The following is a 13,033-nucleotide window of genomic DNA, read 5'->3' on the forward strand; positions in this document are numbered from 1 at the left end:
CCGCGGGCGCGGCCGCGGGCCTTCCCCGGCGCACCGGGGCGACCGGGCCGGCCACGGCCGGCCGTGGCCAGCGCGCGGACACCGTCCCCGGGCTCCAGCCGGGCCGCGCGGCGGGCGCCGCCCCGTACGGGTCGCCGCCCCCCGGCTGCGGCGTGGTCACCGGCGCGCGTGGTCGCGGAAGCCGCGGCCGGTCTTGCGGCCCAGGCAGCCCGCCGCGACCAGGTGCTCCAGCAGCGGCGCGGCGGCCAGGCCGGGCTCGCGGAACTCCTGGTGCAGCACCTGCTCGATGGTCAGCGAGACGTCCAGGCCGACCACGTCCAGCAGCTCGAACGGGCCCATCGGGTAGCCGCAGCCGAGCTTCATCGCGGTGTCGATGTCGTCCACCGTCGCGTAGTGCTCCTGCAGCATCCGCACCGCGTCGTTCAGGTAGGGGAAGAGCAGCGCGTTGACGATGAAGCCGGCCCGGTCGCCGCACTCCACCGGGTGCTTGCGGACCTTGGCGGTCAGCTCCAGCACGGTCGCGGTGACGTCCGGCGCGGTCAGCACGGTGGAGACCACCTCGACCAGCTTCATGGCCGGCGCCGGGTTGAAGAAGTGCATGCCGATCACGTCCTGCGGCCGCGAGGTGGCGGTCGCGCAGCTGATCACCGGCAGCGAGGAGGTGGTGGTGGCGAGCACCGCACCCGGCTTGACGATCTTGTCCAGGGTGGCGAACAGCTCCCGCTTGACCTCCAGGTCCTCGGCCACCGCCTCGACCACCAGGTCGACGTCGGCCAGCTCGGCGTACCGGCCGACCGGGGTGACCAGCGCCAGCGCGGCGTCCCGCTGCTCGGCGGACATCCGGCCCTTGGCGACCGAGCGCTCCAGGGACTTGGCCAGCTGCGCCTTGGCCCGGTCGGCCTTCTCCTGGCTGCGGGCGGCCAGCAGCACCGGGTGTCCGGCCTTGGCGAACACCTCGGCGATGCCGGTGGCCATGGTGCCCGAGCCGCAGACACCGACGGTACGGACCTCGCGGCCCGGCACCTTCGGCAGCGCCGGCCCGGTGGCCGCGTCCACGGCCTTCGAGGAGCCCGGCGCCTCGTAGGTGTAGAAGCCGCGGCCGGTCTTGCGACCGAGCAGCCCGGCCGCGACCAGCTGGCCGAGGATCGGGGCGGGGGCGTGCAGGCGGTCCCGGGACTGCTCGTACATCGCCTCCAGGACGGTGCGCGCGGTGTCGACGCCGATCAGGTCGAGCAGCGCCAGTGGGCCCATCGGCAGGCCGCAGCCGAGCCGCATCGCGGCGTCGATGTCCTCCCGCGAGGCGTACTTGGACTCGTACATCGAGGCGGCCTGGTTCAGGTACGCGAACAGCAGGCCGTTCACCACGAAGCCGGCCCGGTCGCCGGCTGCCACCGGCTCCTTGCCGAGGTCCCGGGCGAAGGCGGCGGCGTCCTCGGCGGTCTGCGGGGAGGTCAGCACGGTGCGGACCACCTCGACCAGCTTCATGGTGTGCACCGGGTTGAAGAAGTGCAGGCCCAGCACTCGCTCCGGACGGGCGGTCGCGGCGGCGATCCGGGTCACCGAGAGCGCGGTGGTGCCGGTGGCCAGCACGGTGGCCGGCGGGCAGATCCGGTCCAGCTCGGCGAAGATCTCCCGCTTCAGCTCCAGCTGCTCGGGCACCTCCTCGATCACCAGGTCCGCTCCGGTGGCGGCCGCCAGCTCGTGTCCGACCGAGATCCGGGCCAGCAGCCCGGCGCGCTCCTCGGCGGTGAGCCGCTCCCGGTCGACCGCGTGCGCGGTCGCCTCCTCGATCCGGGCCAACGCCCGGGCGGCCGAGTCCTCGGTGGCCTCGATGCCGATCACCCGGCGGCCGCTCTTGGCGACCGCCACCGCGACGCCGGCACCCATCGTGCCGAGGCCGACGACGGCAACAGTGGGGAAGGGACGCTCCATCTGTCCTGAACTCCTAGTCATGAAGGGCCCGCGCGTGCTCCGGCGGGCACGCCGCCGCGCCCGGACACCGGGGGCGGCCGCCGCCGGAGGAGGGTTCACGCGCGGGGGCTTGGGGAGATGACGGGGTTCGGCCCACCAGGGCAGCGGCCGGTCCGCTCCGGCCGAACTGCGGGTGTGCCGTGGTACTCAGGCGCTCGAAGGTGAAGGAAGCGGCTCTGATGCGAGGAGAAACCCGGCCCGCCGCGGTTCGCGGCGCCGGCCGGTGAAAACGCACCGCGCGAGCGCCGCAGACACGGCGATCGCAGGCTCCCGCCGGTGCGGCTCCCGAAGCCCGGCGATGGTGCGTGCGGCCACTGTAGCGAAGCTACTCACCGGTAGGAAGGGGGCGTGCGCGGAAAACCGTTCGGGCGCGGGCCCGGCCTTCGCTAGGGTGATCGACGCGGGGGCGGCTCCGCGGCGTGCTTCCTTCTCCTCATCTTCCAATGAACCGAGTGCGCCCACTCTCCGCCCCCGCTTTGTCGTATCCACCGGGGGAAGAGCAGTGAAGGAGCAGAACACCGCCGCGGCCGGGACGGCCCTGGCCACCTACCTGCTGCGCCGCCACGGGATGTTCCCGGTCGAAGCCGGGGCCCCGCCCGAGGAACCGCAGCCGTGGACGGCCAAGGGCCTGGTCGCCCTCGAGGCCGACCTGGCGCAGAGCGGGTACGTACTGACCCGCGACCTGCGCACCGCCCTCGGCCGACTGCGCCCGGCGGACCTGGCCGCGACCGGAAACCGGCTGCTGGGGGAAATCGACGCCATGCTCGGCGCCGACCGCCGCCACGACCCGCTGTTCCGCCGCTTCCCCGACGGCGTGCCCTCGCACGCGCACGCCTCCTACTCCGCGATGATCCGGGGCTTCCTGCTCTGCCAGGCGAGCCAGATCTGCCTGCTGTGCGCGCGCGGCAGCGTCGAGGCCGGCGTCGGCGCCCTCGCCCCGTGCGCCCACCTGCTGTGCGGCGAGTGCTACGAGGAACTGGTCGAGCAGGGCCACGGCCGCAGCTGCCCGATCTGCGACGCCCCGCTGGAGCGGCCGCGCCACCTGAGGCCCGACACCAAGGGCGCCCGCGCCGTCGCCGACGGCCTCCCGCCCGGCAACCTCCTCAAGCCGCTGCGCCTCGCCGAGGCCCTCACGCTCACCGAACTCGCCGGCACCGCGCTGGCCGCCCTGCTCGCCCGGCAGACCCCGCTGAGCCCGCAGGACCGCGAGGACCTCACGCTGCTCCTCGACCACACCCCGGCCGACCCGGCCGCCTGGCTGCCCGCCGAGATCCCCGTCCGGGAGAGCCGCGCCACCGTGCTGGCCGCACTGCTGCGCCGCGACCCGGAGCGCGCCCGCCCGCTGCTCGCCGGCCACCTCACCACCGCCACCGACGTGCTGCGGCTGATCTGGGCGTGGTCCGGCGCCGAACCGGACCTGCTGCCGGGGACCGCCCGCACCCTGCGGCTGCGGGGCCTGCCCCGCCCGCTGCGGCGCGAACTGCTCGCCGTCCTGGACGCGTTCCCGGTCGGCACCCTCGCCGAGGACCTGCGCCGCCACCGTGAGCCCTGGCTGCGGGTCGGCGAACTGCTCCACCCGTACGAGCACCGCGCCCGCTTCCCGTACGCGGCGGCCGCCTTCGCCGTGCTCCGGCAGAGCGACCTCGACCTGCACGGCCTCGGCCCGCAACTGCGCGAGGCGCCCGCCCCGCTGCGGGTGCGCGAGACGCCGGGCGGGCACACCCGGCTGACCGTCGAGACCTTCGCCGCCGGGGTCGAGCACGCCCTCGAGCAGGGCGACCTGCCCGCCGCCGTCCGGCTGCTGACGCGCCGCCCGGGCGAGCTGGTGCGCCGGCTGCACCACCTGCTGCGGGTGCACGAGGCCTGGTTCCCCGGCCGGTCGCTGCCCGCCGAGCTCGCCGAGGCGCTGCCGGGAGCGCTGCGCGCGGTCGCGCCCGGCCCGCTGCTCGGCGCGTACGGGCGGCTGCGAGCCCCGCGCGCGCTCGGCGAGCGACGGCTGTACTTCCCGCGCGGCCGGGTCGCCTCGGCGAAGGCCCGCTCCGACTGGGGCACGCGCGTCCCGGCCGGGCTCAGCGCGCCGGTCTGCGCCCTGATCGAGGCCGAACTGCTGCGCCGGGCCGAGCGGTCGGCGGGGGAGGCGGGGCGCTACGAGGTGGCCGTGCTGGACGACGGCCTGGCCGACCTGGTGGTGCCCTTCGCCGAGCGCGCGAGCGCCAAGACCCTGGTCGCCGTGCCGCGCGGCAGCGTGCAGCGGCTCCCGGACGGGCAGCACCTGCGGCTGTTCGTGCACTGGATGCAGCGCCCGCACCAGCGGGTCGACCTCGACCTGTCGGTCGCCTTCTACGACGAGGAGTGGCAGTTCGTCGGGCTGTGCGACTACACCCGCCTGGTCCTCGGTGGGCGAGCCGCCGTCCACTCCGGGGACTACACCACCGCCCCGCCGCCGCACGGCGCCACCGAGTTCGTCGACCTCGACGTGCAGAGGCTGGGCAAGGCCCGTGCCCGGTACGCCGTGGTGGTGGTGTTCAGCTACAACGACATCCCGTTCGAGGACCTCACCGACGCCTTCGCCGGCTTCATGACCCTGACCCCGTCCGAGGCGGCCCGGCAGCGGAAGGGAAGCTTCCACCCGCAGAGCGTCCGCCAGCGGCTGGACCTCGCCGGGGACGCCAAGATCTGCGTGCCGATGATCGTCGACCTCCAGACCCGCGACTACACCTGGACCGACCTCAACCCCGGCTCCGGCAGCGGCTTCCACAACCTCGACCGGCACCACGACAGGATCGGCTCGCTGGCCGAGGACGTGCTGGCGCACTTCGCGCCCGGCGCCCGGGCCACCCTCTGGGACCTCGCCTGCGCGGCCGCCGCGGCCGGCAGCGACGAGGTGCTGGTCCGCGACCGGACGGGCTGCGGGCTGGACGTCTACCGCCGGGGCGCGGACGAGCCGGTCGCCGACTTCGCCGAGCGGCTGCGCGGACGCCACGTGAGCGACCGGCGCACCGAGGAGCGGCCGGACGACACCGCCCGGCTGATCGCCGAACGCCTGACCGACTCCAAGGCGTTCGTGGCGCTGGTGCACGCCGACGTGCAGGCCCCGGCCGGGGCGCACGGGACGTTCTACCGGCTCTACCCGGGCCGGACGGACGCCGCCCCGGACGCCCTGGAGCGGATCACCGCGGGGGAGCTGGTGGCCCGGTTCGCCCCGAACGGGTGAACGGATGGACGGCCTTCCGTTTGGACCACCCGATAGGGGAGTTACGGAAGCCCGACCGGCGGGGCAGCATGGGGACATGACCATCGGAACCGCCACCGCCGGCCCCACCGCGCCCGGTCCCGCCCAGCCGTCCGGGGCCGCCGGGCCGCTCGGCGCCGCCGGGGCGGCCGCCGTCGCGCTGCCCCCGCGCGCCGAGCGGGCCGAGCGCGCCGAGGCGGCCACCGACCGGCTGCGCACCGCCGCCGTGGAGGCGGTGGCCGTCACCTGGGTGGACAACGCGGGCATCACCCGGGTCAAGGCGGTGCCGCTCGGCGCCCTGACGCACGCCGCGCAGTGGGGCGTCGGCACCGCGCCGTGCTTCGACGTGTTCCTCGCCGACGACGCGATCACCACCAGCCCGATCATCGGCGGCCCCACCGGGGACCTCAGGCTCTACCCCGACCTGGAGCGGGTCGTCCCGCTGGCCGCCCAGCCCGGCTGGGCCTGGGCCCCGGGGGACAGGTACACCCAGGCCGGCGCCCCGCACCCCGGCTGCCAGCGACTGTTCGCCCGCCGGGCGGAGGCCGCGGCGGCCGCGCGCGGGCTGGGCATCAAGGCCGGCATCGAGGTCGAGTGGGTGGTCGCCCTCGCCGGCTCCCCACAGGAGGAGCCGCGGTACCCGACGCACGGCCCCGCGTACGGGATGCACCGGCTCACCGACCTCTCCGACTACCTGCGGGACGTCCTGCGCGCCCTCGGCGAGCAGGGGCTGAACGTGCTGCAGATCCACCCCGAGTACTCCCCGGGCCAGTTCGAGGTCTCGGTCGCCCCCGAGGGCCCGGTCGGCGCCGCGGACACCTCCGTCCTGGTCCGGCACACCATCCGCGCCGTCTCCGCCAGGCACGGCCTGCGGGTCTCCTTCGCGCCGGTGGTCGAGGCGGGCGCGGTCGGCAACGGCGGCCACCTGCACCTCAGCCTCTGGCGGGAGGAGCGCAACCTCGGCCACGGCGGCCCCGGGCCGCACGGACTGACCGCCGAGGCCGAGGGCTTCCTCGCCGGGGTGCTCGACGCGCTGCCCGAACTGCTGGTGCTGGGCTGCTCCAGCCCGGCCGGGTACCTGCGGCTGGTGCCCTCGCACTGGGCGGGCGCCTACCAGTGCTGGGGCCTGGAGAACCGCGAGGCCGCGCTGCGCCTGGTGACCGGCTCCACCGGGGAGCGGGCCGCCGCCGCCAACGCCGAGGTCAAGTGCTTCGACGCGAGCGCCAACCCGTACCTCGCGGTCGGCGCGGTGATCGCGACCGGCCTCGCCGGGCTGGACCAACGCCGGGCGCTCCCGCCGGAGTTCACCGGAGACCCGGCGGCCGCCGAGCCCGGCACGGTGCCCCGGCTGCCGGAGAGCCCGGCGGAGGCGCTGGCCGCGTACGAGCGCTCGGCGGTGCTGCGCGAGGCGCTCGGCGAGCCGCTGTACCAGGCGGTGCTGGCGGTGCGCCGCGCGGAGAGCGAGCAGTACGCCGCCGCCACACCCGAGGAGGTGGCCGCGGCCGCCCGCTGGCGGTACTGACCGGTGGCCCGGCCGGAGCCGCCCGCGCTGGTCGACCACCACTGCCACAGCGTGGTGGTGGCCGACCTCGCCGACGACGCCCTGGCCGGGCTGCTCACCGAGTCCGACCGCCCGCCCGCGCCCGGCTGCTCGCCCTTCGACAGCGCGCTCGGCCTCGCCGTGCGGCGCTGGTGCCCGCCCGCGCTCGGCCTGCCGGCGCACGCCCCGGCCGCCGACTACCTGGCCCGGCGGCGCGAGTTGGGCGCCGCCGAGGCGACCGGACGGCTGCTCGGCGCGGCCGGGCTGGACACCTGCCTGGTGGACACCGGGCTGACCGCCGCCGCGGGCCTGCCGCTGCTGCCGCTGGGCGAACTGGCCGAGGCCGCCGGGGCGTCGGTGCGTGAGGTGATCCGGCTGGAGTCGGTCGCCGAGTCCGTCACGGCCGGTGCCGAGGACTGGCCGCGGGCCGTCGCCGAGGCGTTGGCGGCCGCGGCCGACGGGGCCGTCGCCGTGAAGTCGGTGCTCGCCTACCGGCACGGCCTGGCCGCCCCGGCCGAACGCCCTGCCGGGCCGGCCGTGGTGGCCGCGGCCGGCGCCCGGCTGCGCGGCGGGCAGGACCGGCTGACCGACCCGGTCCTGCTGCACCACCTGCTCTGGACGGCCGTGGACGTCTGCGCCGAACTCGGCCTGCCGCTCCAACTCCACACCGGCTTCGGCGATCCGGACCTCACCCTGCACCGGGCCGACCCGTCCCTGCTGACGGACTTCGTGCGCGCCGCCGAGCCCAGCGGCGTCCCGCTGGTGCTGCTGCACTGCTACCCGTACCACCGCCAGGCCGCCTGGCTGGCCCAGGCCTTCCCGACGGTCTTCACCGACCTCGGGCTGACCGCCTCCTACACCGGCCCGCGGGTGGCGGCCGTGCTGGGCGAGATGCTGGAACTGGCGCCATTCGGCAAATTGCTGTTCTCCACCGACGCCTACGGGCTGCCCGAACTTTTCCTGGTGGGCACCTGCCAGTTCCGGCACGGACTGGGTGGGTTGCTGGATCGCTGGCAGGCCGATGGTGCGTGTTCCGCGGCCGACGCGCGACGGCTGGCGCGCCTGATCGCCGCCGACAACGCCCGTCGGCTGTACGGGTTGTAACGGCATCCTAGCTGCTCCGCAGCTGTGCCGCGGCGGCGCGATCCGGTCGGCCGCGAGCCTTCCGAAGCGTGGGGTCGCACGTCGGCGAACCATCACTTTTTAACAATCTTGAACCTGTTGCCCTTGTTGACCTGCGGACTTCCGGCCCCCGTTGTTGATCGAGATGTGACGATTAGATGACTGTCTCTTGCGCTTATCAGCGAATATTCATTAACGTCCCGGTCATTGCCAGTGCACCTGCCAACCGCAGCTGCCGCATGACGACTCGGGAGGGCCAACCCCAATGAGAGTTCCTCGGATCAGCCGGACCCGGTACGCGGCAGTGGGCCTCGTGCTCGCCACCGCCGGCGCCCTCGCGCTCCCGGCCGGCACCGCCGTCGCGGCTCCCTCGGCCGACTCGACGACCGGTCCGCTGCTCAGCTACGTCGTCAACACCAAGGCCAACCACGGTCAGGTGCAGAAGGTCGAGCACGCCGTCAAGAGCCTCGGCGGCTCCGTTGTCTACTCGTACGAGCAGATCGGCGTCGTGATCGCCCGCTCGACCGACACCAAGTTCGCCGAGAAGCTGCGCCTGGCCAAGGGCGTCGACTCCGTCGGTGCCAGCCGCACCAAGGGCATCACCGCCGCCGACCAGGGCAAGGCCGAGGTCGCCGCCGAGCCCACCGGCACCGCCGCCGCCGGCCAGGAGCCGTACGAGGCCAACCAGTGGGACATGCGTCAGATCGGCGTCGACAAGGCGCACAAGATCTCGCTCGGCAGCCGCAACGTCACCGTCGGCGTGCTGGACTCCGGCATCGACGCCACGCACGAGGACCTGGCCGCCAACGTGGACGCGTCCCAGTCGGTCTCCTGCATCGACGGCGGCAAGCCGAACACCGACTGGAAGGCCTGGCAGCCGGGCCCCGACGGTGACCACGGCACCCACGTGGCCGGCACCATCGCCGCCGCCAAGAACGGCAAGGGCATCGTCGGCATCGCTCCGAACGTCAAGCTCGCCGCCGTGAAGGTCGTCGACGACGGCGGCTTCATCTACCCCGAGTACGCGATCTGCGGCTTCGTGTGGGCTGGTGAGCACCAGTTCAAGGTGACGAACAACAGCTACTACGTCGACCCGTGGATGTTCAACTGCCCCAACGACAAGGACCAGGCGGCCATCACCGCCGCCGTCCGCAAGGCCGTCGCGTTCTCGCAGCGCAAGGGCGTCCTGAACGTCGCCGCGGCGGGCAACGAGAACATCGACCTGGCCCACAAGACCACCGACGTCTCGAGCCCGGACGACACCACCCCCGGCACCCGCCCGGTCACCAACGACTGCCTGTCGCTGCCGACCGAGCTGCCGGGCGTCATCGCCGTCTCCTCCGTGGGCGTCAACGGTGACAAGGCCTACTACTCCAGCTACGGCAAGGGCGTCGTGACCGTCGCCGCGCCGGGTGGCGACAAGCGCTACCAGCTGCCGAACACCCCGGACAAGGACGGCCGCATCCTGTCCACCCTCCCCGGTGGCAAGTACGGCTACATGCAGGGCACCTCGATGGCCTCCCCGCACACCACCGGTGTGCTCGCCCTGCTCGCCAGCACCTTCCCGTGGGCCAGCCCGGACGAGCTGACCGAGATGCTGACCAGCCAGGCCGAGTCCCACCCGTGCCCGACCGGCGAGGTCAACCCGGGCGGCGCCGGCCAGTGGAAGGCCACCTGCGAGGGCGGCGCGGACGACAACGGCTTCTACGGCGCGGGCATCATCAACGCCGAGAAGGCGGTCCAGTGGTGGCGCTGAGGCGCTGACCGCGACCACACCTGATCGCTGAGCCGGGGAGCGGGGCCACGTGGGCCCCGCTCCCCGGTCGCGTTTGAGTACCCGTACTCAGGCCGCCGCCGCGCCCGCCGCCCAGGATGGAGCCGTACCCACCGGAGCCACCACAGGAGTTGAGCGGCATGGCGCAGAGCCTCACCGGCCGGCAGGCCCTTCCCGGCAAGCGGAACCGGCTCGCGCTGGCCCTGGGCGTGGGTCAACTGCTGCTCGCCGCCCCGATGCTCGCCACCCTCGCGACCGGCGGCCTGGTGGTCGCGGTGATGGGCCTGGCCGCCGGCGCTTCGGCGCCCGCGGTGCTGCTCCTCGCCCTGCTGCTCACCGCCGGCCCGCTGATCGGCCTGGGCGTGGCGTTCCTGATCGTCCGGCTGCAGGGGCTGCCCAGGGACGTCGCGTTCCCCGCGGTCAGCTTCGGCCTGCTGCTCGGCACCGCCGTCGAGTACTTCGGCTGGATCCGCCCCGCGCTCGGCTGACCCTGTGGCCGACCTTCGGTCGACCCTGCGGCTGACACTCGGCCGACTCCCGGTCAGCCCTCGTCGACGTGGTGCTCCCAGACCGTCTCCACCGACGGCTTGCCGTGCAGGTCCGGCACCTCCCGCAGCCAGGCCGGGCGCCCGGCCCGGGTCCGGGCCGCCCGCCGCCGTTCGGCCTCGCGCAGCTGCTCGGGCGTGGCGAAGCCCTCCGGCAGCCACTCCCCGGCGAGCACCACCCGGGCGGCCAGATGGGTGACGTACGCGTGCCGGACGGCGTCCGCCGAGTCGAAGCCGGGCTCGTCGGCCAGCCACTCGTCCGGGACCAGCGCCAGCACCTCCTCCAGCAGCGGCACGGTGACCAGCGGGCCGAGCTCCTCGTCGGCCAGCCGGACGTCCGGGGCCGAGCCGCCGAGCGCGTGCGCGCTGAGGTCGTAGCGCTTGCCGACCGAGGCCTCGGCGCCCGCCCAGCGGTGGTGGAAGATCAGCGCGGCGCCGTTGTCGATCAGCCAGAGCCGCCCGTGCCAGACCACCAGGTTGGGGTTGTGCACGGTGCGGTCGACGTTGCCGGTGAGCGCGTCCAGCCAGACCACCCGGCCGGCCTCGACGGAGTCCACCGTGATCATCCCCGGCCGGAAGTCCCGCGCCCCGGGCAGCAGGTCCATCCCGAGGTTGAGGCCCGCGCTGGCCTTGAGCATGTCCTGGATCTCGGTGTCCGGCTCGTCGGCGGCGACGGCCGGGTCGAAGTCCACCAGCCGCAGCTCCGGCACCCGCAGGCCCAGCCGCCGGGCCAGCTCGCCGACGATCACCTCGGCGATCAGCGCCTTGCGGCCCTGCGCGGCCCCGGTGAACTTGACCACGTACGTTCCCAGGTCGTCGGTCTCCACCACGCCGGGAACGGAGCCGCCGGCCCGCAGCGGGTCGACGTAGCGCACTGCAGTCACCAGATCGAGCACACCGGTCACCCTATCCCGAGGCGTCACGGGCGTGACCCTGTGATTGGCTTGCCGGTGAGAGCGCTACCCCCCACACGAGGAGAGCAAGGTCATGGGACAGGTGCAGGCCACCACCGAGCGGGACTACGATGCCGCCCCCGAGCGGGTGTACGAGGCGCTGGCCGACTACCAGGTGACCCGCCCGAAGCTGCTGCCCGCGCAGTACAGCGAGTACGAGGTCCGGGTCGGCGGCACCGGCGCCGGCACCCAGGTGCACTGGAGGCTGCAGGCCACCGAGAAGCGCGTGCGCGACTGCCTCTTCACCGTCTCGGCGCCGACGCCGGACCAGCTGGTGGAGAAGGACGCCAACTCCAGCATGGTGATCACCTGGACCGTCTCCGCCGCCGGCGAGGGCCGCTCCAAGGTCACCGTGACCGCCACCTGGCAGGGCGCGACCGGCATCGGCGGATTCTTCGAGCGCACCTTCGCCCCGAAGGGCCTGAACCGCATCCACGACCAGGTGCTGGCCAACCTGGCCGCCGAGGTCCGCTGAGCTCCACCGAGGTCCGCTGAGCTCCACCGAGGTCCGCCGCCGACGCGGCCCGGTATGCTGACCGGCGCGATTCGAGCGGGTTGATCCTTCAACGCGCTTGAATCGCGCGGGAATTCGAGCGGCTCGGCCACCCGTGCGAGCCGAAAGCCGTACGGGTGGCCGAACCGCCACCTCCGGGTGACGAGGGCCGCCCGGCACGGGCGAGCCATCCTAGGCTCGCCGCCGTGCATATGACGATCCTTCACATTTCGCAACCGGTGGACGGCGGGGTCGCCCGCGTCGTCGCCGACCTGGTCCGGGGGCAGCGCGAGGCCGGCCACCGGGTGCTGGTCGCCTGTCCGCGCGGCGGACGGCTGGCCGAGGAGGCCGCCGCGGTGGGCGCGCTGGTCCAGGACTGGTCCGCCGGGCGCTCGCCGGGCCCGGGTGCCGCCGCCGAGGCCTGGCGGCTGCGCCGGATCGTCCGGGCGGCCGCGCCCGACGTGGTCCACCTGCACAGCGCCAAGGCCGGGCTGGCCGGTCGGCTGGCGGTGCGCGGCGCCGTCCCGACCGTCTTCCAGCCGCACGCCTGGTCCTTCGCCGCCGTGGACGGCGCGCTGGCCGCCGCGACCCTGCACTGGGAGCGCTTCGCCACCCGGTGGGCGCACCGGCTGCTCTGCGTCAGCGTCCAGGAGCGGGCCGACGGCGTGGCGGCCGGGGTGCACGCCGACTGGGCGGTGGTGCCCAACGGGGTGGACGTCCGGCACTACGCGCCCGCCGACCGCCGGGCCGCCCGGATCGCGCTCGGCCTGGACCTGGACGCCCCGCTCGCGGTCTGCGTCGGGCGGCTGTGTCGGCAGAAGGGCCAGGACGTGCTGCTGGCGGCCTGGCCGGAGGTGTTGCGCCGGGTGCCGCAGGCCCGTCTGGCGCTGGTCGGCGGCGGGCCGGAGGAGCAGCGGGTGGCGGAGTTGGTCCGGGATAGCGTCGAGCCGGCCCGGGTCCGGCTGGTCGGGGACGTGGCGGACCCGCGTCCGTGGCTGGCGGCGGCCGATCTGGTGGTGCTGCCCTCGCGCTGGGAGGGGATGGCGCTGGCCCCGCTGGAGGCGATGGCGGCGGCCCGTCCGGTGCTGCTGACCGATGTGCCGGGGGCGAGGGAGTGCCTGCCGCCGGCGGAGCGGGAGCACGCGGTGGTCCCGCCGGAGGACGCGTCGGCCCTCGCCACCCGAATGGCGGAGGCGCTGTCCGATCCGATCGAATGCGAGCGACGCGGCGCGCGGCTGCGCGACCACGTGGTGGTGCGGCACGACGTGCGCACCGTGGTCGAACAGGTGGACGTCCTCTACCGCCATCTGCTGGGCGCCGGACCGTCGGCGCGGCGGCGCCGGGCCCGTGTCCCAGAGCGGATCTGATCGTTTCACATGCCGTGAATGCCCGCCGTTCCGGCG

Annotated in this window: 9 protein-coding genes; 7 read left to right on the top strand and 2 right to left on the bottom strand. The window is 74.6% G+C overall.

Features of this window, described 5'->3' with window-relative positions:
• Window positions 1-156: 156 nt before the first annotated feature.
• Complete coding sequence (locus tag ACZ51D_RS16865) at window positions 157-1,932, bottom strand: 3-hydroxyacyl-CoA dehydrogenase family protein (protein ID WP_360499609.1); 1,776 nt, start codon at window positions 1,930-1,932, stop codon at window positions 157-159.
• 541 nt (window positions 1,933-2,473) lie between these two features.
• Between ACZ51D_RS16865 and ACZ51D_RS16870 the strand changes: the two genes are divergently transcribed.
• The 5 genes from ACZ51D_RS16870 (at window position 2,474) to ACZ51D_RS16890 (ending at window position 10,127) form a co-directional block, all read left to right on the top strand.
• Window positions 2,474-5,185, top strand: coding sequence for an MXAN_6230/SCO0854 family RING domain-containing protein (locus tag ACZ51D_RS16870; RefSeq protein ID WP_465662651.1), 2,712 nt, complete (start codon window positions 2,474-2,476; stop codon window positions 5,183-5,185).
• A 76-nt stretch (window positions 5,186-5,261) separates the two neighbouring features.
• Window positions 5,262-6,725: a type I glutamate--ammonia ligase gene (locus ACZ51D_RS16875; RefSeq protein ID WP_465621101.1), complete on the top strand. Its 1,464-nt coding sequence runs from the start codon at window positions 5,262-5,264 to the stop codon at window positions 6,723-6,725.
• Between the two features lie 3 nt (window positions 6,726-6,728).
• Complete coding sequence (locus tag ACZ51D_RS16880; protein ID WP_465621103.1) at window positions 6,729-7,847, top strand: amidohydrolase family protein; 1,119 nt, start codon at window positions 6,729-6,731, stop codon at window positions 7,845-7,847.
• Window positions 7,848-8,130: 283 nt separating this feature from the next.
• A complete protein-coding gene (locus ACZ51D_RS16885; RefSeq protein ID WP_465662653.1) occupies window positions 8,131-9,621 on the top strand; it encodes a S8 family peptidase in 1,491 nt (496 codons plus the stop codon).
• Between the two features lie 158 nt (window positions 9,622-9,779).
• Window positions 9,780-10,127: a hypothetical protein gene (locus ACZ51D_RS16890; RefSeq protein ID WP_360499619.1), complete on the top strand. Its 348-nt coding sequence runs from the start codon at window positions 9,780-9,782 to the stop codon at window positions 10,125-10,127.
• A gap of 53 nt (window positions 10,128-10,180) precedes the next feature.
• Here ACZ51D_RS16890 and ACZ51D_RS16895 read toward each other — a convergent pair whose 3' ends face one another.
• Window positions 10,181-11,080, bottom strand: a complete 900-nt coding sequence (locus ACZ51D_RS16895; protein WP_465662654.1) for a HipA family kinase — start codon at window positions 11,078-11,080, stop codon at window positions 10,181-10,183.
• Between the two features lie 91 nt (window positions 11,081-11,171).
• Here ACZ51D_RS16895 and ACZ51D_RS16900 point away from each other — a divergent pair, with 91 nt between their 5' ends.
• Together ACZ51D_RS16900 and ACZ51D_RS16905 are read left to right on the top strand one after the other, a co-directional pair.
• A complete protein-coding gene (locus tag ACZ51D_RS16900; protein WP_465621108.1) occupies window positions 11,172-11,612 on the top strand; it encodes an SRPBCC family protein in 441 nt (146 codons plus the stop codon).
• A 230-nt stretch (window positions 11,613-11,842) separates the two neighbouring features.
• Complete coding sequence (locus ACZ51D_RS16905; protein WP_465662656.1) at window positions 11,843-12,997, top strand: glycosyltransferase; 1,155 nt, start codon at window positions 11,843-11,845, stop codon at window positions 12,995-12,997.
• The last annotated feature ends 36 nt before the right edge of the window (window positions 12,998-13,033 follow it).

The sequence above is a fragment of the Kitasatospora sp. NPDC033851 genome, from assembly GCF_055576085.1.